This is a genomic window from Algoriphagus sp. AK58 (assembly GCF_014324365.1).
Lineage (GTDB): Bacteria > Bacteroidota > Bacteroidia > Cytophagales > Cyclobacteriaceae > Algoriphagus.
Window position 1 is genome coordinate 14,016 of the sequence record NZ_QEIG01000018.1, and the last position, 21,930, is coordinate 35,945.

Sequence of the window (21,930 nt, forward strand, 5' to 3'; positions counted from 1 at the left end):
AAGTCAAATTATCAATTTTGGATTACATAACGCCTTCCGACCATCCAATTCTCATAATAAATCATGCGACCTTATATTCTGAAAGAAGCCAATTGGAAAGATTTGAAGACTTTCCGATACGAACTTGCCGTTTTACCCTGGGGAGCCACTGAAGCGCACAATTACCACATGCCCTACGGCACAGATTGTTACGAAGCAGATGCGATCTCTGCTGAGGGTGCCCGAAAAGCCTGGGAAAAGGGCAACAAGGTAGTCGTGCTTCCTACTATTCCTTTTGGAGTCAACACCGGACAGTCTGATATTTATCTGGACATGAATATCTACCCTAGTACCCAGCTCATCATTCTTCAGGATATCATTGAGGTTTTGAATCGGCAAGGATTGAAAAAACTTTTAATTCTAAATAGCCACGGAGGAAACAACTTTCAGCCTATGCTCCGAGAACTTGGCCTAAAACACCCCGAAATGATGCTGTTCACCTGCAATTGGTATCAGGCACTCGACAAAAGCCTCTACTTTGAAGAAGCGGGAGATCATGCCGACGAGATGGAGACCGCACTGATTCAGTACCTTCATCCGGAATTGATTCTCCCTTTGGAAGAAGCAGGAGATGGTAATGAAAAAAAATCAGTGATCAGAGGAATCAGGGAAAAATGGGCTTGGGCTGAGCGAAAGTGGTCCCAAGTCACCGAAGACACAGGAATCGGGAATCCCAAAAAAGCCTCCCCTGAGAAAGGGAGGCGGTATTTTGAGGACGTCACCGACAAGGTAGCCGACCTTATCGAGGATATTTGTAAGGCAAAACCCGGAGAACTATACCGATGATTATTCCATGCTGAATATATTCAGCGGAATCATTTCTCCTTTAAAAGAGATCATCACCGCTGACTTAGCACCTTTTGGGAGCTGGATTTCACGACCGGATTGAGATCCAAATCCGGCTCCCAATCCCACATCAAATCGTTGAGTTTTTCCGCTTTCCAATTCCACCAAAATTGACATCGCCTCTTTGGGAGGAGTAATAGACTTCAATTCCTGATTTTTCAATTTAAAAACCAAGAGCTTACCCCTGTTCTGAGAGGCAAAGTAAAGGGACTCTCCAGACTTACGCGTGAGTTTGACCAAAGCCTTAGCATCTCCAGGGACCACAAAACCACTTTCCTGAGGGGAGGCCGACCTAAACCCACCTTTTCCATCTCCCAGCAACACCCACCCTATCGAGGCATCCAAGCGACCGATGAAAATTTCATTTCCATAGTCATTTCCCACCATCAACAGGTCGGTAACTCCGTCACCATTGACATCCTCGGCCACTATGCCATTCATTGGCGCAATTTGAGCTACGGTGGGCAGCTCATGAACTTTGAATTTCCCATCACCGAGATTTTCGATCCAAACAGACCGGTCAAAATTACCCGTCAAGACAAGCGCGTCTTTTTTCTCTTCTTCTTTGAAAAAAGTGGCTTCGGTACTTAATGCAAAATACTTGTATCGATCAAACTTCCTTCTGAACATCGGACTTTGACCATTGAGATCGTCCCAAAAATGACTTGGAAAAGACTGATAAGAACCACCTATCTTTTCTTTGTAAAAGGCAAAAGTAACTGGGTCGACAGAACCATTAGAATCAAAGTCTTTAGCATAAATTTTTACAGGCCTATCAAAGGTAGGGTGATGAGAATTGTTCGCTCCAAGGTTTCCCACAACCCAATCCGTATCTCCATCCTGATCCAAATCTGAGGTGATAATGGAATTCCACCAACCCAAATAATTTTCCAATCCGGTGTTGATTGCCTTTTCAAACCGATCACCTTTGTTTAAAAAGACAGTAATGGGCATCAACTCACCTACTACTACCAAATCTACTTTTCCATCTCTATTGACATCAGACCATACCGCATCGGTGATCATCCCAAGATTATCCAGCTCCGGTAACCACTGCTTGGTCGCATCGATCAGATTCCCTTGATGGTTTTTGAGGAGAAAGCTCTTATCCGGAAGAGGATATTGGGCGACTGGGGTACGCCCTCCGACAAAAATGTCCATGAATCCATCCCCGTCAAAATCTGCTCCTCGGGCTACACTACCGTTTGCCTTCACGAACGAAAAGTTTTGATCCAGACTGAATTTACCCTTTCCGTCATTGAGGTAGAGTCTATCCTGATATTCCAAAGCATTGGGGGCAAATTCGGCACTACCACTCACCAAATAAAGATCAAGGTCACCGTCATTTTCGATATCAATCAATAAAATACCTGCTTCTTCGAAAGCTGAATTTTCACCTGGCAAGAGTTCCTTTTGAGTGAATGTGCCATTTTCGTTTTGACTAAACCAAACCGGACCAAAGCCTGAAGATGATCCTACGACAAGATCATTCCTTCTGTCACCGTCTAGATCCCCTACTGAAAGGACAGGACCAAATTGTGAAAGTTTATGAGGCAAGGTTCGTTGGATATTGAAATCAATCTTGTCTACCTCCTGATGTACAAATTGAACTCCAAGCGAATCAGACACTTCTGAAAACAAAGGAGTCAGCTGCCCTTGATTCCAAATAGCCACGTTTTGAGCTCCCGTTTTCGCATTTTGGTAGTCTATTTGTAGAACTTGATTGGCCTTGACAGAGGTTATGTTCTGTTCTTTTCCATCAGGCCAGATTACTTGAATCTCCTTAACGGAGCTCACAGAATCCAATCCAAAATGAAGGATGTTTTCTGTAGAGGACATATAGCCCCTTACCACTTGCATCTCCTGATATAGTATGGAACCATTGTCAAACATAAGCCATACTTTAGTACCAAGTCCATCAGGATTTTTTTCAGTGCCTTTTAACTTGATCCTAAGATAATTTGGGGCTTCCTTTTGCTGATTGAGCTTATTTTCAAAGACAAAAGCAGGATCATTGATATTATTTACCACATAATCCAAGTCCCCGTCTAAATCTAAATCGACCAGCACCGCTCCATTTGAAAAGGATGGCTGGTTTAGTCCCCAAGCTTCTCCGGAGTCCTGAAATTTAAGATCACCGGTATTACGGTAGGAATAATTGGGAATTTTTACAATCGGAATAGAATCAAGTAATTGCCTCACGGATGCGATACTACCCACATCTGCTCTATAATTGGCAAAGTCCTTATCGGTGATATCTCTTGGGAAGCCATTGGTGATCAAAAGATCCCGGTTTCCATCGTTATCTACATCAGCAAATAAAGGAGCCCAACTCCAGTCTGTCTGATAAACTCCAGACATCATTCCGATTTCACTGAAAGGCACTCCCGAACCATTGTTCAGATGAACCATGTTTCGGACATATTGGTATTCATATCCGAACTGCTCATTGTTGATATAGGTTTGATAGACGTTTTTACCAATGGTGGTTTTCTTCCTGTAATTGTCTTCGCCCAACATATCGATGGTAATCAAATCCGGCATTCCATCATTGTTGAAATCAGCCAAGTCTGAGCCCATAGAAAATTGGCTTTGATGCCTTAAGTATTCTTTGGTCTGATTGGAAAAACTCCCATTCTTATTATTGATATAAAGAATATCGTTAGTGATATAGTCATTGCTGACGTGTATATCGGCCCATCCGTCATTATTGACATCTCCAATGGCCAATCCAAGTCCAAAACCTTCAAAAGTTATTCCTGCTTCTAACGTCACATTGGTAAATGACCCATCTCCATTATTTCGATAAAAGGCATCGTTGTTGACAGCCGAACCATCCGTGACTTTTGGTCTGAAATTGGTTGGCTTTGCAATAATTTGTTCATTATTGAGAACATACAAATCCAAATCCCCATCCAGATCATAATCCACAAATGCAGCTCCCATCGAATTACCGGGATCTGCGATTCCATATTGGACAGCCATTTCCTTAAAGGTTACGTTCCCTGCTGAATTTTTCCCTTGGTTGACAAAAAGCAGATTGTTTCTTTCCCCAGGACCTTTTTTCATTGCAGCCGCTACATAGACATCAGGCCAACCGTCTTGATTAATGTCTACTACCACACTTCCCGTGCACCACTTTTCATTAGCCATAATACCGGCTTGCTCAGATACATCCTTGAATTTGAAATCACCCTGATTCAAGTAAAGCCTGTTTGGCACTTGGTTTCCTGTAAAAAAAAGATCAGGAAGTCCATTTTGGTCAAAGTCCGCCACAGAAACACCACCACCATTAAATATGTATTCATCAGTGAGGATATTGAAACTATCCGATTCAATAATTTCATTGTTGAACTCTATTCCGGTGTCATTTGGAGACTTTAACTCAAACAATCTTTGATCTTTCTGACAGCTGGAAAGTAGTATAAGGTAAACCAGAATGGGAACAATCGTAAACTTCTTCATAAGTAGATTGGGTGCAAATAGGGTTCAGAAAATTAGCATATTCCAAGATGGAAAGAAAAAAAAGAAAGTATTAAAACCCCTAAAAACAAAAAGAGAAGGCCTCTCGACCTTCTCTTTAAGGAAAATTAGAATTTGATTAGAAACCTGGGTTTTGGGTCAAGATATCAGAACCAACCAAGTCGATCTGATCTTGAGGAATTGGAACCCACTTATATTTTTCAGTGTACTTGGCACCACCCAAGGCAGAAGCCAATTTTACACCGTCATACGCAAAGTAGTAATCCAATTCAGCCTGAGCAGTACCCCATCTCTGTAGATCATAGAATCTGTGGCCTTCCATACCCAATTCAAGCAAACGTTCCATTCTGACTGCATTTTGAGCAGTAGCCTTTACAGTCCAAGGAGTATCGTAAGTTTTGATTTGGTAGTTTGCTGCATTAGATCCGTCGCTTCTTTTCAAGAAAGAGTTGATGGCTCTTGTTCTCACTCTGTTTACATATTCTCTTGCTTTCTCCAAGCTACCTACTTCGATTTCAGCTTCTGCAGCCAACAACAGGATGTCTGCAAAACGGATAATCATAAAGTTGATACCAGTGTAGCCAGGAGTCCAGGAAGAATTGTCCTGATAAGAACCTTGCTCAGACTTCGCATACACATACTTCTTAGGAGAGTAAGGACCGGCGTTAGGCTGGTTACGGATCCAAGCTTGTCCAGGATGATCCATCCAATCCAAGTAAGGAATTCCTCTACGGCCTACCGTATGGTCCAAACGAGGATCAAGTGGACCTGCATCTGGAGTGAATGGAGCACCGGAAGAAATACCCATATCATTCTTCACTTCATTTGCAGGGCTGTTATACGTCCTGTCCAAAATTGGAAGACCATTTACCGTACGGAAAGCATTCACAAACGTAAAGCTTGGCTGGAAAAATCCGCAGCAGTTACCAGGACCAGCAGGACCGGTATTGTAAGGGAAGTTCAAGTCAAATTCAGGGTTCGCATTGTTTACCGAACCAGTATTTGCAGCAGACTGATACGCCCAAACAGATTCTTGGTGGTTGTCCTTAGCCGCTCTGAACATGTCATCGTAGTAAGGAACCAAACCGTACTTCAAATTATTGGAAGTAACTCCATTGGCAATCACATCATCAAACAAAGCCTTTGCTTTTGCAAATTCTTTGGTGTACATGTACACTTTTCCAAGGTAAGCTTTAGCAGCCCATACGTTGACTCTACCTACTTGAGCCTGAGTATTAGGAAGGTTTTTCACCGCATAATCCAAGTCTGCAATGATAAATGGCCAAAGGTCCTTGTCATTTTTAACTGTCTCCAACCCACTTCCGTAATCTACCGTCTCGTCAATGTAAGGAGTACGGTTGTAATCACGGGCAAGCTCAAAGTAATAGTGAGCTCGAAGGAAGCGAGCCTGAGAAGAAAGACGAATCACATCAGCAGGAGTCACATCCGGACCTGCTTTTGTCAAAAGTCTCAACACTGTGTTGGCTCTTGCAATACCTTCATAACACACGTTATACTTGGAACCCATTTCACCTCCCGCAGCGTCGTTTTCAAATCGCTGGATTGGGTTAATGGTAGTAAAATCACCGGGGTCAGTACCTTTATTAGCCTCTCCCCCTCTGATACTCCCCCAAACCCAGTTGGAAGGAGACCCTAATCTGTTACCGCGACCGTTTACCTGAGAATACGCTGCGATCAATGCTGCATCAATACCAGCCAAAGTAGAAAGCTGGTTTTCTGACAATTGACCTACCGGCGGAACATTCAGGAAATCATCGCTACAACTCACTGCTACCATCATCGCTGTAGATGCTAGTAGGGCACCGATTTTTAATTTAAAATTGTTCATTTGTTTAATCTATTATAGTGTCTATAACTCGATTCAGATTATCTTGTTTGGCTTAGAAGCTCAAATTAAGACCGAAAGTCCAACCTCTGGTAACAGGATAGTTACCTACGTCGATACCGAATGTCAAGTCGGCATCACCACCAACTGCTGGGTCAAGACCTTCGTACTTGGTCAAAGTAAACAGGTTGTTTACAGAGGCAAATACTCTGGCTCTCTCCATTTTCATCTTCTGAAGCAAGCTTGCTGGAGCAGAATAACCCAAAGTCAAGTTTTGAAGTCTCAAATAAGACCCATCCTCTACGTAGAACGAGTTGGCTACGTTAGAAGTAGAGAAGTTGGAAACTCTTTCCACTTGAGGGATTTTGGCATCCAAGTTTTGAGGAGTCCATGCATCAAACAGTCTTCTGGAGATCGCAGCACCTTCGAAAGTCTGGAAGAAGTCTGTAAACCAACGAGACTGGTTCCAAATCTCATTACCAATGGAGGTGTACAAGTAAGCAGAAAGGTCAAACCCTTTGTAGCCCAAGGTGAAGTTCATGCCACCGGTGAAATCAGGAACTGGATTCCCTAAGAACACTCGGTCATCAGGAGTAATTCGTCCATCACCATTTACGTCTTCAAACTTGAAACGTCCTGGAGCAGCACCGTCTTGAACAGCGTGAGAATTCACATCCTCCTGATTTCTGAACAAGCCAAGTACGTTAAATCCAAAGAAAGAAGACAAAGGCTGTCCAACTGCATTACGGATTGGCTGAATACCTCTATAGGAAGGGTTTACTGAGGTAATAAAGTCCAAACCTGGAGAAAGGGCAGAAATCTCGTTCTTCAAGGTAGAACCGGTAACAGTCAATTCATAAGTCAAATCTGAAGTAAAGTTACCTCTGGTAGTTACCAAAAGGTCAAAACCTCTGTTCAACATCTTACCAACGTTAACGGCAGGAGGCGCAGCGTTGCTACCGGCAGTCAAAGGAATTGGAACGGTAAACAACAAGTCTTCCGTATCCTTCTTCCACCAGTCGAAGATCACATCCAATTTACCGTTAAAGAAGGTACCGTCAAAACCTACGTTTTGAGTAATTGCTGTTTCCCACTGAGCGTTAGGGTTACCAATACGGGATCTTCTGAAACCAATTACGGCACTGGAGTTAGTTCCACCAATGTCATAAGAAGACGCTCCAATGTTACCTCCGTACAAGGAAAACTGGTTGTTTGGATCCACGTTGTTGGAGTTACCCATTGTACCATAACCACCACGGATTTTCAAGTCATCAATCCAAGTGGCTCCTTGAAGGAAGCCTTCAGAAGAAATTCTCCAAGCTGCTGAGAACGCAGGGAAGGTACCCCATCTTGCGTTTTCACCGAATCGAGAAGAACCGTCACGACGAACTACCGCACTGAAGATGTATCGGTCATTGTAGGTATATCTCAACTGACCGAAGTAAGAGTTAAAGTTTACACCTTTAAACTGGTTAGAGTTTACCTGACGGGTACTTACTGGCAAGTTGGAGATGGTGATGAAGTCAGGGTCAGTAGAGAATGGATTCTGACCTACCGCATCGATATTTCTACCTGCTCCGGAGTTAAGCGCTTCTTGACCCAACAACACGTTGAAATCATGCTTGTCGATTTTCTTCTTGTAATTTAAGGTATTGGTAAATGTCCATCCGAACACGAATCCTGCACCTTCTCCATATCCAAAAGCAGAGTTGTTTTCGGAGTTTTCGTACTGAAGACGTGAATAGTTCCAGTAATAGTAGTTGTTGTATTGACCACCAATAGATGTTCTGAAAGTCAAATCATCAATGATATCCCACTCACCGTAAACGTTACCAAATGCATTGGCATTGAAGTTTCTGTTATCCAATTGGCCTTCACGGCTGGCTACAGGGTTTCTAGGGTTGTTGAAACCTCTGGAAGCTGTACCTGCATAACCACCAAATTCGTCATAAACGGGGATAATGGAAGGCATACGGAACGCCTGAAGGATATCGTTTTCGTCATCTGATACACCACGACCACCGGTACCCCCTTGCTGACCCAATACTTGTCTGTAAGTAGCCTGGAAGTTTTGGCCCACTCGGATACGCTTGGTTACGTCAAATTCAGAATTTGCTCTTAACGAATATCTTCTGAAATCATTACCGATCATGATACCGGCCTGCTCTTGCATCCCCAAACCAATGTAGAATCTAGAGGTAGCAGAACCACCATTAAAGCCCAATGAATGTCTGTGAAGAGGAGCGGTTCTTGTCAAAGCAGCATACCAATCAGTTCCTTCTCCAGTCATTGCTCTAGTTAGCTGACGAACTGTGCCTCTAGTTGGATCAATATTGTACCACTCTCTCTGCTGATCAAGCTGAGCTTGAGACAAAGGACCAGGCTGACCAGAAGCAACTCCAAATGCACCGGTAGTTGGGTTTCTGGTGATCAAACTCAGATAATAAGGCATTACTGGAGTTGCACCAGTTCCAAACTGAGGGTGTCCATAAGCTGGGGCACGATTCTGAAGGGCAGCAGTATTTTTTTCTGCCAACCAAGTCAAATCAGCGTATTCCTGTGGATTGGTCATATCCAAACCAGTACCTGGGTCGGTTACACCAAACATACCGTTGTAATCCACTCTCAATTTCTTGTCTCTTGCACCACGCTTGGTAGTGTAAACGATTACACCGTTGGCAGCACGAGCACCATAGATAGAAGCCGCAGCAGCATCTTTCAATACGGTGGTGGACTCAATGTCGTCAGGATTCAAGAAATCAGTGGATGAAGTAGGCAATCCGTCCACGATGTATAATGGCTCGTTACCACCGAAGGCACCGAAACCACGAACACGAATAATAGAGGAGGTACCTGGCTGTCCGTTCGTAATTACAGTAACACCAGAAACACGACCTTGAAGGGTCTGCTCTACGTTACCAGTAGGGATTACTGTCAAGTCTTTTGGATTAACAGTAGCGATCGCACCGGTTGTCTCTCTTCTTGAGTCGATAGAGTAACCAGTTACAACCAATTCAGTAAGGGTTCTTTCATCTGGCTTCATCGAAAGGTCAATGACACTTCTTGCACCCACCACTTGTTCAACGGTGGTGTAGCCGATAAAAGAGAAAACCAAGGTAGCTTGGTCATTAGGGACACTTAGGGAATATTTCCCGTCGATGTCAGTGGCAGTACCGGTAGTCGTGCCCTTCACCAGGATAGATACACCCGGAAGGCCCATACCGTACTCATCCAGAACCGTACCTGTCACCGTTTTCTGCGCATAGGCAGCCGAGACAGATAGGACTAAGAGCGTAAGGCACACACTTAGGATTTTGTAAACATTTTTCATATGCATAGATAGATTGGGTAACAAGATTAATCTCAAAAACTTGTTTGTTAATTGTTTGTGCAATCGTTTGCGATTATTCTTAAAATAATAGCAATAGTTATTTTCTTGATAATCAGAACTTCTATTGCGACTATACCTGGTCGGGTTGACCTGCGAACTAAATAACCGGTAGGTTTGATGGCATCGGTCGATGCTAGGAGAGAGTAGGAAAGAATTTAAGTAAATTTGGTCATAGGCTCGAATCTTGGGTTTAATTGTTACTTCTTAACTTCCAATGTTAAATATTCTAAAAGAAAAATCAAATTTTCTGCTCTAAATAAAATTCTGATTTTTCAGAAAATTCAGCCTTCAAATTGCCAAGCCTCCTTTTTTTGCCTTTATAAATTAGGCTAATCAAGAAATCACTGAAATATTTAATGTCTATTTTTTCAAATAATTTCAATTTTCCATCAAAAATTTTAAAAATATTGATGTCGACTCGATCTTATTTTGAAATCCCTTCAAAAAACAAGTTGCTGCTCATTAGCTCCTCAAAAATCGGGTCCAAATAAGCTTTTTCTTTCAACTGACTATTTGTTCCAATAGCATTTTTCAGGTGAATCGAAGCAATTTCCCCTTGTCCGGTCTGAATGGCTATCATGGCCAATCCATAATACCCATACCCTAAGGCCCTCCCGTGAATCACCGATTCCTCAAACGCCATAGTAGCCTGAGCATAATCCCCTACCAGGTAATAGGCCAATCCTTTGTTAAATAAATGTCTGGGATCGGTTATCTTGTAATCAAATCTAAGCGTTGCCAGTTTGTAATCTCCTCTCATCACATCCAATGCTCCTCTAAGCATCTCATTGGCAAGGACAAAATCAGGATTTTTGCTCATGACCGAGGCTTCCGACAACTTTTTATATGCCTCCCAATACTCCCCCTTAAGCGCTAAAATTTGTCCTTGGTTATGCAGAGAATAAGGGTTGGCTTCTATTCGGAACGCTTGCACAAGCAACCGGTCTGCCTCATCCCACAATATTTCTTTTGATCCCTGATCTAAAGTCCTCTGAGCCTGCCTTAGCCTCACTACAGCCATATTATTATAGGGTAAAGCTGAACGGAATAACTCAGTCATCTTTGAATATATCAAGGCCTTTTCTTCCAGACTTTGGGACGCTTCTGCAGCCAATGCCCATTCTCCAAACGATAATTTATGGCCTGATTCGGGGTTTGACAATGCTTCTTTTAGCTTAAAAGTCTGCTCCATGTCCAATCCTAAGAATGGTTTGGCAGTGATTTCCACCTTAACAGATCTCAATTTGGGGAATAAGTCTGAGGAGGCTTGGGAATATCCCGGCACTTTTTTCAACCTTTCTCCTTGCTCCTGAAAGGATTCACCACTTAGCAGAATCGCGTACATTTCATCTTTTCGCTGAGTAGAAATCCCCTGATAGTCCCTAAGCAACAGCCGAAAATCAAACCAATCGTTGGACCTTGAATCATAAACCAAGCTGGATTCGGAAATCTCTGGAAATCTGGCAACCAAACTTTTTCCAACTTCTCTCGCGCGATTGACTCCCAGTTTGGGTATTTTACTTTCACTTGCCTCCGGCGACTGCAAACCGGTCACCTTTACCTTGATGACCGTGGGATTTTTTTTCAAAAACTCATCGATACTATTTAAAACTGCCACATTCTCTGCTCCTGGTCTGATCGAAGAAGCCCCTAGGTTAAAAACAAAAGAAAATTCCTTCTTTTCCTCCAATTCACGATCCAAAGCACCTGTGAGCATGTAAAGTCCCACTTGAGGAATCGTTTCGTCTGGAAACACCTGACCTATTCTTACCAAAAGTTGGGGAGCAATTACCCCCTTTGCCAAAATTCTGGTTTCGAAAGGAACGCTACTTGTCTTTTTCCCCTGAAAAAACTGAAGCTCCAACGACCCTCCTTCCATCCATGACTCATATTTAATGGAAAATTTTTTGTCATAGGTAAAATTAGCCAATGTCTTAGTCAAGGAAATTTCACCTAATTCAAGCGATACTTCCGGAGATCTAAAAACCAATTTCAATTTGGGATTTCGGGGTATCAAAACAGACTCAACAGGAATATTGCCCTTTACCCCAAATCTCACACTATCCCCTTCCAGTTTGAGTTTCAAGGGTGTAAGAAAAACTTCTTTTAAAAATCTAGCTTCAGTGGCATCAGGTCTTTCCTGCGCATAAACTGCAACTGATAAAGAAAAAAAGAATATAAAAAACCGAAACATTCTGGCTTTCAATGCAATTGTAGATTTCAAACTCTTTTTTTTATAATTTTGAATCGACTAAACCACCACAAACCATGGAAAAACTAAAACTATTCTTCGAAGAAAGGGCCTTTGGAGTATGCTCAAGGCTCGGCGAAAAGCTAAATTTCCCAATAGATAGTATTCGGCTTTTTTTCATTTATACGTCATTTATCACTCTCGGCTCACCTATTATTCTGTATGTCTCAATGGCCATGATGATGAAAATTCGAAAATATTTCCGAAAAATGAACAATCCCGTATTATTTGACTAAAGATCGGAGAATTTACGGACTCCTAAAATCATATACTGGATCAATATAAATCTGACTGGCCCTGACCTTTGAATTTCATGGTTAGGGCTTTTTTGTGTCTTCTGTATGATCATCCTGGTTTTAAAAAAATCAATGTAACCCTCCAAGATTGCTTTTGAAAACTCCGATTTGCCTTTCAATAGATAATTAAAGCTAGCCAAGGATTCCAATCCGACTTTGGCCAAAAAAATCAGGATAAACCTGAAAACAGACACATTTTTATATAACATGCTCAGGCTGTTTCGAATATTCAAATAGAGTTTCTTCGAACTAGCCCTGTCCAAAGTCGCTCCACCCTGATGATATACCGTAGCAGCTCCCAAGTAACCTATCTTTTTTCCTGACTTTCTCAGTCTCCAACACAAATCAATTTCCTCCATGTGAGCAAAAAAATGAGCATCAAATCCCTGCTGCTCAAAAAAATCTTTTGAACGAATAGCCATACAAGCCCCGGAAGCCCAGTCCACGGTAATAGCATCATCATATTGACCAAGGTCTTTTTCCAGGTGATTCCAAATTCTCCCCCTACAGTAGGGGTAACCCAAAGCGTCTAAAAAACCTCCTCCGGCACCGGCATAATCAAATGAATGCCTTTCCGTCCAAGATAAAATCTTTGGCTGCACCGCAGCAAAGTCCCTATTAGCCTCTAAAAAATCAATCAGTTTGTTATCCCAATTTGGAGTTACCTCCACATCAGAATTGAGCAAAATAAAATAAGTGTATTTGTCGCGTAACTCTTCAAGCCCCCAGTTATAACCGCCCGTAAACCCCAAGTTAGCCTTTAATCGGATTAGGCCAAATTCAGGAAATTCTAGCTGTAAAATTTCAACTGATCTGTCAGTACTTGCATTGTCAATCACCCAAAGGTCATAATAGCTATTGGTTTTTACGGAAGGGAGAAAAGTTCTTAAGACATTCTCCCCATTGTAATTCAATATGACTATGGCGCAGGTTCTCATCCAAAAAGATTCCCAAAGTCCATTCCAGGAATATTTGGAATCATCCCTTCGGTTGCCGACTTCATTTCAGCTTTTATTTTTTGTTCAATGGCTTCCATGGCTTTATTGGTCGCCGCCACGATCAGGTCACTTAACACTTCTTTGTCATTTGGACTCAGCAATGACTCATCCATTTGGATCTTGAGAACTTTGCGCTCTCCGTTCACGAATACCTTCACCATGCCTGCCCCGGCTTCCCCTTCCGCGGTGAGATGTACCAGTCGGGCCTGAACCTCTTTAATTTTTGCTTGGGCTTCTTTCACCTTGCCCATCATTCCCATAATGTCAAACATACCAATCGGGTTTTTAGAATGGACAAATATATCAGGATTAACAGAGTCGAAGGCGCTCAAAAAAAGAATATTATTTTGAAAATAAAGCGTAACAAAAACTCTTATTTTATAAAAACGCCTTTTATCAACTACATAGAAATATTTTAGGCAACATTTTGTAAGCTTATTCTGTATAAAAAACTAACCAAACCAAATTACCCATGAAAACAATAACCCAAATCGAGAAAGAACAGATTCCTCTGTTAAGCTTTGGAAAAAAGGACGTTTTAACCAATCCTGATGACAGAAAAAACAGATTGGCAGATCTGTACAGATCCCAAACTCTGGGAAATTTACTTCAAACCAAAGTGAAATTAACTTTTGAAACTTCGGACGAACAGGTATACCAAGTTTATACTACGGTTTGGGCAGTTGGAACAGAGTTTATTTCTCTTAAAGGCGGCGCCTACATCCCTATAAACGCCATCCTGGAGGTTCAATAAGCCAATTTCGAAACAGCGTTTTCCAAACTTAAAGTCTCCTGTTCTCCGGTCACGAGGTTTTTAATCGAGATAGTACCCGAATTGATCTCATTATCTCCACAAATCCCCACAAAGGGGATTTCTTTTTTGGTGGCAAACTCCAACTGCTTCTTGATTTTTGCCTGGTCCGGGTAGATTTCTGATTTAATCCCAGCCTTTCTGAACTGATTCAAAACCGAAAGGGCATACTCAAATCCTTTCTGATCAAAATAAGTCAACAGGAGTTGGGTACCATTGAGGTTTTCTGCAGGAAAAAGCTGAAGCTCTTCCAAGACGTCATACAATCTGTCCACTCCAAAAGAAAATCCAACCCCAGAAACACCGGGCAAGCCAAACACCCCAGTCAAATTATCGTATCTACCCCCACCGCTCACCGAACCGATGGACACACCATACACTTTTACCTCAAAAATCGCCCCGGTGTAATACGACAATCCTCTGGCAAGCATGATGTCAAAATCCACGTAATCAAGATTTTCACCCATTTTTTCCAGAATCCCGAAAACTTCTTCCAATTCAGACACCCCTTTGAGGCCTGTCTCGGAATCTTTTAAGAAAGACTTCAAAAATTCAATTTTCCCTTTCAAGTCGCTTTCCAAACCGACCAATGGAGAAAGATTCTGAATCGACTGTAGACCAAAGCCACGCTGAATCAATTCTTCTTTGACTTTTTCCCATCCGATTTTATCCAGCTTATCTATTGCTACGCAAAGCGGCCCCTCTTTACCTGACTCTCCAATGGCTTCAGCTATTCCTGTCAAAATTTTCCGGTTGTTGATCTTGATCCCATAATTTTCAAGTCCAAGCTTGGTAAAAACCCGTCGGATCATCAGAATGATTTCAGCTTCACAGACCAAGCTGTCCGTTCCAACCACATCCGCATCGCACTGATAAAATTCCCGGTATCGACCTTTTTGAGGCCTATCCGCTCTCCACACCGGTTGGATTTGATATCTTTTGAATGGAAAGGTTAACTCATTTCGATTCATCACCACGTATCTGGCGAAAGGAACGGTTAAATCGTACCGAAGGCCTTTTTCCGAAACCTTGTTTAAAACGCCTCCTGACCCATTTTCCAAATCAGATGCTGTTACCTCTTTTAAAAAGTCACCACTATTTAGGATTTTGAAAAGGAGCTGATCTCCCTCATCCCCATATTTGCCTGTAAGCGTAGTGAGATTTTCCATAGCTGGAGTCTCAATCTGCTGGTATCCAAAAAGCTGAAAAGTATCCTTGATGGTGTCCAGGATAAAGTTTCTTCTGGCCATCTGAATCGGCCCAAAATCTCGGGTTCCTTTGGGAAGACTTGGTTTTTGCATGGGTAGCGTGACAATATTAGGCCCAAATCTACCCAAAAATCCCAAAACGGAGGTTCTAGAATCTGCCTATGTCCACAATAAAATCAAAAGAATTGTAGGCAGAGAAAATTTGTTTCCTTACTTTTGCGCTTCGTTTCGATTCTAAAAATTTAAACATATAAGGCCATGGGTGTAACTACTCTTAAAAGAAAACTGAAAAGAAAAAGACAAGGTCAAACTGAGCGCGTGATCAAAATCAAGCAGTTGAGCGCTAAGCCTGTGATCAAGAATGTAGACATAGAAGCAATCAAGGCTTCTTTCGCAAAATAATCTGAGGTATCCTTACCTGGAAATAGCGGCCAAAAAGCCGCTATTTTTTTTTGGTCAAAGGTCAATTGGTTCCTCTTTTACCCAATTCTACAACTCTCAGATTTAAAACTTTCCCCTTGGCCAATTCAAATAGCAACATGGTCCTCACATGGTGGAATCCCTGATGACCGATTGCTCCGGGATTCATGTAAAGACAGTCTAATTCCTTATCAAACTCAACTTTACAGATATGAGAATGCCCGCAGATAAACAATTGGGGCTTGAATTTTTTGATTCGATCTTTCACCCCTTTTGCATATCGGGGAGGTTTGCCGCCGATATGAGTCATTAGCACCTTCACTCCCTCCACTTCAAATTCCAACCACTCCGGGAATTTCTCCTGAGCAGCCTGATCGTCAATATTGCCAAACACTCCCCGGATCACTTTTCCCATTGGCAAGGCATTGATCACGCTCAGGTCTCCAATATCTCCAGCATGCCAGATTTCATCCACCTCTTGAAGGTGTTTTAAGGTAATGTGATCTATGTAACTGTGGGAATCCGAAATCAATCCGATCTTTTGGGGCATTTTGAAACGAAAGCTTGTAAATTTTCGGTTCAATTAGGCGGTACTTTAATCAAAAACCAAGCAAATCATGAAAATCAAAATCACCTTCCTTCTTGCCTTTCTTTTGATCAGTCTCGGAACCTTTGCCCAAACCGTAGAGAAGGATTCCATCCAGGTACTATCCATTGCTCAGTTTGAAAAAATGTCTCACAAGAAAAAAACCATGGTAGTGGATGTAAGAACTCCGGAGGAGGTAGCCGAGGGCCATTTGGCTGGCTCGGTCAACATCAATTTTCTGGGGGAAAACTTCGCCAATGAGATCCAAAATCTGGACAAAAAGAAAACCTATTTACTTTATTGCCGATCAGGAAGCAGAACCAGACGTGCGGCCGATTTGATGCAGAAATCCGGATTCAAACACGTGTATATGCTCGAAGGCGGCATCACCGCCTGGACTGAAGCAGGAAAACCGACCGAAAAATGAGTTTGATTCAATCGATCAATCCTTGGAATGGACAAATCCTAAAAGAGTATTTGCCCACTGAACCAAGTGAAATTGAAGAAAAAACGTCACTGGCTCAACAGACTTTTGAGTCTTGGAAGACTATCCCCATAGCTCAAAAAGCTACCTTAATGAAATCCGCAGCCGGTGTGCTTCGGGCTAATAAAGAGAAGTTTGCCAAAATAATCTCCCTGGAAATGGGAAAAGTCATCAGGGAATCCCGGGCAGAAGTAGAAAAATGCGCTTGGGTTTGCGACTTCTATGCAGAGAAATCTTCAAAATTTCTGACACCTGAAGAGATTACACTACCTGATGGTAAAAAAGCTAAGATCATCCATCAACCTTTGGGAATCATACTTGCAGTCATGCCTTGGAACTTTCCTTTTTGGCAAGTTTTCCGATTTGCTGCCCCCACGTTGATGGCCGGAAATGTCGGTATTCTCAAACATGCCTCCAACGTTCCTCAATGTGCCTTGGCAATTCAATCTGTATTTGAAGAAGCAGGATTCCCTTCCGGAGTATTCCAAAGTTTTTTGATGGACTCCACTGCCACTTTGAAACTGCTGGAAGACCCCAGAATCAAAGCGGTGTCTTTGACAGGAAGTGAAAAAGCAGGTGCAGCAGTTGCTTCTGCAGCGGGTAAGCAAATCAAAAAATCCCTTTTGGAACTCGGAGGAAGTGATCCCTTTATCGTCCTCAAAGATGCAGAAATTCAAGTGGCCGCTGAGACGGCCGCCAAAGCAAGAATGATCAATTTCGGGCAAAGCTGCATTGCCGCAAAGCGGTTTATCGTGGAAGATCCGGTTTATGAGCAGTTTTTGGAAATTTTCACCCAAAAAATCAAAAGCATGAAGCACGGAGATCCTTTGGACGAATCGGCTGATTTTGCCTGCATGGCTAGACCGGATTTGGCGGAGGAACTTTACCTGCAAGTCAAAAAATCAATAGAACTTGGTGCAACAGCGGTACTTGGAGGAGAAGCCCCAGCGAATGATTCCTCTAGGTTTATTCCGACCATTCTAACAGACATCCCCAAGGATTCTCCGGCTTTTAAGGAAGAGTTATTTGGTCCGGTTGCTGTTGTTTTTAAAGTTAAATCGGCAGTGGAAGCCATCGAATTAGCCAATTCTACTGAATTCGGATTGGGAGCATCACTTTGGACCAAGGACATACACCTTGGAGAAATGCTCGCTGAAAAAATAGAAAGCGGGGCTGTGTTTTTAAATGCCATGGTGGCATCACATCCTTGGCTGCCTTTTGGCGGGATCAAAAAATCCGGATACGGCCGGGAATTGAGCAAACAGGGAATCTTAGAATTTGTAAATCAAAAAACCGTTTACTTGGGATAAAAACCATCCGGGACAAAGAACTGCGTAATCTTTGCAAATGCCCGATTCCTTTCTATTTTTACGAGCCAAAATTTTGTCATTAAGCAATGAGAGAAATACAATTTCGGGAAGCCTTGAGAGAGGCCATGTCCGAGGAAATGAGACGTGACAAAAACGTCTTCTTGATGGGTGAAGAGGTAGCCGAATACAATGGTGCCTACAAAGTATCCCAAGGAATGTTGGATGAATTTGGTCCAGAACGGGTGTACGACACTCCAATCGCCGAGCTTGGCTTTGCAGGTTTGGGCGTGGGTGCGGCCATGAACGGGCTAAAGCCGATCATCGAATTCATGACCTTCAATTTCTCTCTGGTAGCCATCGATCAGGTGATCAACTCTGCTGCCAAAATGTATGCGATGTCTGGAGGAGCCTATTCGGTTCCGATCGTATTCAGAGGACCCACAGGTAATGCCGGTCAATTGGGCGCGACCCACTCTTCTAACTTTGAAAATTGGTTTGCCAATACTCCAGGTCTGAAAGTGATCGTTCCTTCTAATCCTTATGATGCCAAGGGACTTCTCAAGGCAGCTATACGTGATCCAGATCCAGTAATCTTTATGGAATCCGAATTGATGTATTCTGACAAAGGACCTGTACCAGAATCAGAATACCTCTTGCCTATCGGCGTGGCGGATATCAAGAGAAAAGGTTCTGATGTAACTGTGATCTCATTCGGGAAAATGATGAAGGTCGCTCTGGAAGCCGCTGAAGAAATGGCTAAGCAAGGAGTAGAATGTGAAGTGATCGACTTGAGAACTGTACGTCCGATCGACTATGCTACCTGCGTGGAATCTGTAAAGAAAACCAACCGTGTAGTGGTAGTGGAAGAAGCCAACCCGGTTGCTGCAATTTCGTCAGAATTGGCATACCATTTCCAGCGATATGCTTTCGATTACCTGGATGCTCCTGTGATTCGTGTCAATTCCATGGACATTCCGCTGAGCTATGCGCCTCAATACATCGATGTGACCATTCCAAACGTGAAGCGTACAGTAGAGGCAATCAATAAAGTACTTTACAAATCCTGATTTAATCTGGATTGAACTAAAAAAGCCCGGCCAAAAGCCGGGCTTTTCCACTATAAATAACCCCTAAATTTGTGTGTTAGACTTCGATGCTCTTGCTGGGTTTAATCTGTTTTGTTTTTTCTTTCGCCAGATTTAAAAATCACCCAACTTTTTTTCACGGAAATTTCCCATTTCAAAACATTCCTATTTCTTTGAAACAAAAAACCCGGATTCAGCAAACCCGGGCTTTTTGTTACCCAATCTATCTATCTAATAAAGGGTGATTCCCTGGGCCAAAAGCCCAGGGATAATTTTTTTTATCTGTTCCTCATGGGAGCGCCGCCTCCACCTTGTTGGTTTTCGATTTGACCTCCGCCTTCTCCATCTTTCAGGTCATCGTTGTTGATGGATCTTCTTCTTTTAGGTCTCTGATCCATGCTCATTTTTCCAATACGGTAGGTAAAGTTCACCTTGAAATTCATGTTTTGAATTCTGTTGGTGCTGTTTTGGATGATAGTAGGAGTATTGATTTCGTTTCTTATCACAAACTCTCTCATCAGAAAATTTTCCGCTCCAAAACCCAGCGAACCTCTTTTTTCCTTTAGCTGCTTGTTGAAATTCAATCCATAAGCTGCAAAACCTCCGGAAGTTCCCTGCAACTGAACTTGACGTCCACGGGCAAAGGAGAACAATTGGACCTGCCAATCTTTTGGCAAGGTGTAATTACCAAACACTCTTCCACTCACCACAAATCCTTCATTTTTAGCCGCAAACTGAGGATCCGTCAATCCATTGTCCAGCATCGCATAGTACAAATCCATGCCTCCATTCAAGGAGAATTTGTTATTGATATTGACGTTGAAAAACAAATTGGTACCTACTGCCTGCTCTCTACCGATATTTTCATAGGTAGTAAAAATGATTCCATCATTCTGAACAGTTCGGATAGGCTGAATTGAACCTGTCGTATTTCGGTAGAAACCTGTGAAGTTGAGGGTTGTTCCTTTGATAAAGGTGCTATATCCCAACTCGTAGTTATCTGTCAACTCCGGTTCAAGTTCAGGATTACCCTGAGAAAGCTGCTGAGGGTTGGATGCCTCGATGTTTGGATTCAAAAATCTCAAAGAAGGTCTTTGAATCCTTCTGTTGTAGGCAGCTTTAATCATATTCCCATTCTTCAACTTTCTGCTTGCATTAAAGCTAGGCACCAAAGTCCCGTAAGAGGGAATTTCTGCCTCAAATTCAGTTTTGAAATCTGCATTGATCGTAGTGTACTCGTATCTCAATCCAGGTTTCAAAGTATAATTCTTCAAAAACTGAAAAGTATAAGAAAGGTATCCTGCAGTTACATTTTGATCATAACTGAATTCATTGCTTAATCTGGGATCCTCTAACTCCACAAATTCACCGGTAGCCCCTTCAGCCAAGAAGTAAGAGAAATCAGAATAGGCTTTTCTAAGGATATTCTTTGCTCCATATTCTATGATTTGGGTGCCCTTTTCATCCAATGGAGTCACATAGTCTATCTGTACAGTAAACTCTTCGTTTCGGCTTGGGTTCACGTTTCTCAAGCGAGAGAATATGTCCTCCAAATCCTCTTCAAAGAGAGTATTGGTGAATGAATTTTCTCGGTTATTTCTGGAGTAAAGGGTCAGAAAACTCAACTCTTTACCTCTTTTTTCAAATGTTTTGGTGTAGTTAAGACTCACATCCACTGAATTAGAATTGTCAATGGTGTTGGTCTCCCTGTTTTGACTTCCTCTCAAGACATCATTTAGGAAGTTTTGAGTCAAGAAATCATACTGCCAGTTTTCAGAATTTCTGATTCCGAAGTTTACAGCACCTGTAATGAAGTTGTACTGGTCAATTTCATAGTCAACTCCAAAGTTGTATCTACCAAAGATATCTCTGCGCTCGGTATCGGCAGATTGAACTGATCTGGAAACACTGCCATCAGCATTATTGGTGATTTGCTGATTTTCAAAACTTCCCAAAATATTATAGCCTGCTCTTCCAAAACCACCTAGGGTAAAGCCCATTTTCCCTTTTCTGGCACTGCCTTGAAGACCCAAGTTTGAACCTCTCAAGCCTGCCCCCGAATTGATATTCAAGGTCATTCCCTGAAGGTTGTTTTTCTTAGTTACGATGTTGATCACACCGGAAGTACCCTCAGCGTCAAATCGGGCAGATGGGGAAGTAATAACCTCTACAGCCTTGATTTCATCTGCGGGGATTTGCCGTAAAGCATCCGCGATAGAAGAAGCAGCAATGGCAGAAGGTCTGTTGTCTATCAACACCAAAATATTGGCACTTCCTCTCATGGATACGTTTCCGTCCAAATCCACAGAAAGCATAGGCACTCTTCTCAATACATCCGTTGCATCACCACCTGCAGTGGTCCTGTCATTTTCAGCTTTGTAAATGGTCCGGTCTACTCGTTCCTCAATGAGTTCCCGCTGTCCTTGAACAGTCACCTCCTCGAGAGCAACTCCTTCATCAGACATGGCGATTTCACCAAGATTGATATCACTTTCCAAGGAATTGACATTTACTGTTCTTTTGACGGTTTCATATCCTAGGAAGGTCAACTGCAATTCGTAGGTACCTGTGGAAAATCCGGTGATAAAGAAAGTGCCATTTCCGTCAGCTACCGCTCCAGCAGTAGACACATCACTACCAGTTTTATAAAGTGCAGCAGTAGCATATCCAACCGGCTCACCGGTTTTCAAATCTTTGGCCACACCGATAATCCTGGCTGGCTCTTTTTTCTCCACAGTCTGTTGAGCCTGTGTTATTCCGAGGCTTGAAAAGGTAAAGAATAGTACTAGATAGAGTAGTTTTTTCATGGTTTCGTTTTCAAATAAGGGCATTTGCTTAATTGATACCCCAAAGTTGAAGGCATTGTTTCGAGCTAA

At 42.4% G+C, this 21,930-nt stretch carries 16 protein-coding genes; 7 read left to right on the forward strand and 9 right to left on the reverse strand.

Annotation, left to right across the window (positions count from 1 at the left end; genetic code table 11):
* The first annotated feature begins 63 nt into the window (after positions 1-63).
* Positions 64-825, forward strand: coding sequence for a creatininase family protein (locus tag DDT91_RS15560; protein WP_187177120.1), 762 nt, complete (start codon positions 64-66; stop codon positions 823-825).
* Here the strand turns inward: DDT91_RS15560 and DDT91_RS15565 are convergent, their stop codons facing one another.
* The 4 genes from DDT91_RS15565 to DDT91_RS15580 all read right to left on the reverse strand — a co-directional run bounded on the left by DDT91_RS15565 (position 826) and on the right by DDT91_RS15580 (position 11,829).
* A complete protein-coding gene (locus DDT91_RS15565) occupies positions 826-4,350 on the reverse strand; it encodes a VCBS repeat-containing protein (protein ID WP_187177121.1) in 3,525 nt (1,174 codons plus the stop codon).
* A 136-nt stretch (positions 4,351-4,486) separates the two neighbouring features.
* Positions 4,487-6,217, reverse strand: coding sequence for a RagB/SusD family nutrient uptake outer membrane protein (locus tag DDT91_RS15570; RefSeq protein WP_187177122.1), 1,731 nt, complete (start codon positions 6,215-6,217; stop codon positions 4,487-4,489).
* A gap of 52 nt (positions 6,218-6,269) precedes the next feature.
* A complete protein-coding gene (locus DDT91_RS15575) occupies positions 6,270-9,551 on the reverse strand; it encodes a TonB-dependent receptor (RefSeq protein WP_187177123.1) in 3,282 nt (1,093 codons plus the stop codon).
* Between the two features lie 478 nt (positions 9,552-10,029).
* On the reverse strand, positions 10,030-11,829 hold the full coding sequence (locus DDT91_RS15580; RefSeq protein ID WP_187177124.1) for a tetratricopeptide repeat protein: 1,800 nt from the start codon (positions 11,827-11,829) through the stop codon (positions 10,030-10,032).
* Between the two features lie 44 nt (positions 11,830-11,873).
* Between DDT91_RS15580 and DDT91_RS20695 the strand changes: the two genes are divergently transcribed.
* Positions 11,874-12,092, forward strand: a complete 219-nt coding sequence (locus tag DDT91_RS20695) for a PspC domain-containing protein (RefSeq protein WP_255502143.1) — start codon at positions 11,874-11,876, stop codon at positions 12,090-12,092.
* Here DDT91_RS20695 and DDT91_RS15585 read toward each other — a convergent pair.
* Positions 12,089-13,090 carry a glycosyltransferase family 2 protein gene (locus DDT91_RS15585; protein WP_187177125.1) on the reverse strand — a complete coding sequence of 334 codons (1,002 nt, stop codon included), beginning with the start codon at positions 13,088-13,090 and terminating at the stop codon, positions 12,089-12,091. The two genes, DDT91_RS20695 and DDT91_RS15585, sit on opposite strands and share 4 nt — an antisense overlap.
* The gene (locus DDT91_RS15590) at positions 13,087-13,422 is read right to left on the reverse strand and encodes a YbaB/EbfC family nucleoid-associated protein (protein ID WP_187177126.1); all 336 of its coding nucleotides are present in this window, start codon (positions 13,420-13,422) and stop codon (positions 13,087-13,089) included. The genes DDT91_RS15585 and DDT91_RS15590 overlap by 4 nt, the downstream gene beginning before the upstream one ends.
* A 200-nt stretch (positions 13,423-13,622) precedes the next feature.
* Here DDT91_RS15590 and DDT91_RS15595 point away from each other — a divergent pair, with 200 nt between their 5' ends.
* Positions 13,623-13,904, forward strand: coding sequence for a hypothetical protein (locus DDT91_RS15595; RefSeq protein WP_187177127.1), 282 nt, complete (start codon positions 13,623-13,625; stop codon positions 13,902-13,904).
* On the opposite strand, the gene hisS is transcribed toward DDT91_RS15595, so the two are convergent.
* Complete coding sequence (gene hisS / locus DDT91_RS15600; RefSeq protein ID WP_187177128.1) at positions 13,898-15,262, reverse strand: histidine--tRNA ligase; 1,365 nt, start codon at positions 15,260-15,262, stop codon at positions 13,898-13,900. The two genes, DDT91_RS15595 and hisS, sit on opposite strands and share 7 nt — an antisense overlap.
* Positions 15,263-15,427: 165 nt before the next feature.
* Here hisS and DDT91_RS15605 point away from each other — a divergent pair, with 165 nt between their 5' ends.
* Positions 15,428-15,571: a hypothetical protein gene (locus DDT91_RS15605; protein WP_187177129.1), complete on the forward strand. Its 144-nt coding sequence runs from the start codon at positions 15,428-15,430 to the stop codon at positions 15,569-15,571.
* Positions 15,572-15,632: 61 nt separating this feature from the next.
* Here the strand turns inward: DDT91_RS15605 and DDT91_RS15610 are convergent, their stop codons facing one another.
* Positions 15,633-16,139, reverse strand: a complete 507-nt coding sequence (locus DDT91_RS15610; protein WP_187177130.1) for a metallophosphoesterase — start codon at positions 16,137-16,139, stop codon at positions 15,633-15,635.
* A gap of 67 nt (positions 16,140-16,206) precedes the next feature.
* Between DDT91_RS15610 and DDT91_RS15615 the strand changes: the two genes are divergently transcribed.
* From DDT91_RS15615 to DDT91_RS15625, 3 genes are all read left to right on the forward strand, one after another.
* Positions 16,207-16,602: a rhodanese-like domain-containing protein gene (locus DDT91_RS15615; RefSeq protein WP_187177131.1), complete on the forward strand. Its 396-nt coding sequence runs from the start codon at positions 16,207-16,209 to the stop codon at positions 16,600-16,602.
* Complete coding sequence (locus DDT91_RS15620; protein WP_187177132.1) at positions 16,599-17,969, forward strand: NAD-dependent succinate-semialdehyde dehydrogenase; 1,371 nt, start codon at positions 16,599-16,601, stop codon at positions 17,967-17,969. The genes DDT91_RS15615 and DDT91_RS15620 overlap by 4 nt, the downstream gene beginning before the upstream one ends.
* Before the next feature lie 86 nt (positions 17,970-18,055).
* The gene (locus tag DDT91_RS15625) at positions 18,056-19,036 is read left to right on the forward strand and encodes a pyruvate dehydrogenase complex E1 component subunit beta (protein ID WP_187177133.1); all 981 of its coding nucleotides are present in this window, start codon (positions 18,056-18,058) and stop codon (positions 19,034-19,036) included.
* 296 nt (positions 19,037-19,332) lie between these two features.
* Here the strand turns inward: DDT91_RS15625 and DDT91_RS15630 are convergent, their stop codons facing one another.
* On the reverse strand, positions 19,333-21,861 hold the full coding sequence (locus tag DDT91_RS15630; protein ID WP_187177134.1) for a TonB-dependent receptor domain-containing protein: 2,529 nt from the start codon (positions 21,859-21,861) through the stop codon (positions 19,333-19,335).
* Positions 21,862-21,930 lie beyond the last annotated feature (69 nt).

Bases quoted from the DNA above. Each gene is read 5' to 3' on its own strand.
- hisS (WP_187177128.1), bottom strand. From the start codon at position 15,262: ATGCAAAAACCAAGTCTTCCCAAAGGAACCCGAGATTTTGGGCCGATT.
- DDT91_RS15585 (WP_187177125.1), bottom strand. From the start codon at position 13,090: ATGAGAACCTGCGCCATAGTCATATTGAATTACAATGGGGAGAATGTC.
- DDT91_RS20695 (WP_255502143.1), top strand. From the start codon at position 11,874: ATGGAAAAACTAAAACTATTCTTCGAAGAAAGGGCCTTTGGAGTATGC.
- DDT91_RS15605 (WP_187177129.1), top strand. From the start codon at position 15,428: ATGGGTGTAACTACTCTTAAAAGAAAACTGAAAAGAAAAAGACAAGGT.
- DDT91_RS15620 (WP_187177132.1), top strand. From the start codon at position 16,599: ATGAGTTTGATTCAATCGATCAATCCTTGGAATGGACAAATCCTAAAA.
- DDT91_RS15615 (WP_187177131.1), top strand. From the start codon at position 16,207: ATGAAAATCAAAATCACCTTCCTTCTTGCCTTTCTTTTGATCAGTCTC.
- DDT91_RS15575 (WP_187177123.1), bottom strand. From the start codon at position 9,551: ATGCATATGAAAAATGTTTACAAAATCCTAAGTGTGTGCCTTACGCTC.
- DDT91_RS15565 (WP_187177121.1), bottom strand. From the start codon at position 4,350: ATGAAGAAGTTTACGATTGTTCCCATTCTGGTTTACCTTATACTACTT.
- DDT91_RS15560 (WP_187177120.1), top strand. From the start codon at position 64: ATGCGACCTTATATTCTGAAAGAAGCCAATTGGAAAGATTTGAAGACT.
- DDT91_RS15610 (WP_187177130.1), bottom strand. From the start codon at position 16,139: ATGCCCCAAAAGATCGGATTGATTTCGGATTCCCACAGTTACATAGAT.
- DDT91_RS15630 (WP_187177134.1), bottom strand. From the start codon at position 21,861: ATGAAAAAACTACTCTATCTAGTACTATTCTTTACCTTTTCAAGCCTC.
- DDT91_RS15570 (WP_187177122.1), bottom strand. From the start codon at position 6,217: ATGAACAATTTTAAATTAAAAATCGGTGCCCTACTAGCATCTACAGCG.
- DDT91_RS15590 (WP_187177126.1), bottom strand. From the start codon at position 13,422: ATGTTTGACATTATGGGAATGATGGGCAAGGTGAAAGAAGCCCAAGCA.
- DDT91_RS15625 (WP_187177133.1), top strand. From the start codon at position 18,056: ATGAGAGAAATACAATTTCGGGAAGCCTTGAGAGAGGCCATGTCCGAG.
- DDT91_RS15595 (WP_187177127.1), top strand. From the start codon at position 13,623: ATGAAAACAATAACCCAAATCGAGAAAGAACAGATTCCTCTGTTAAGC.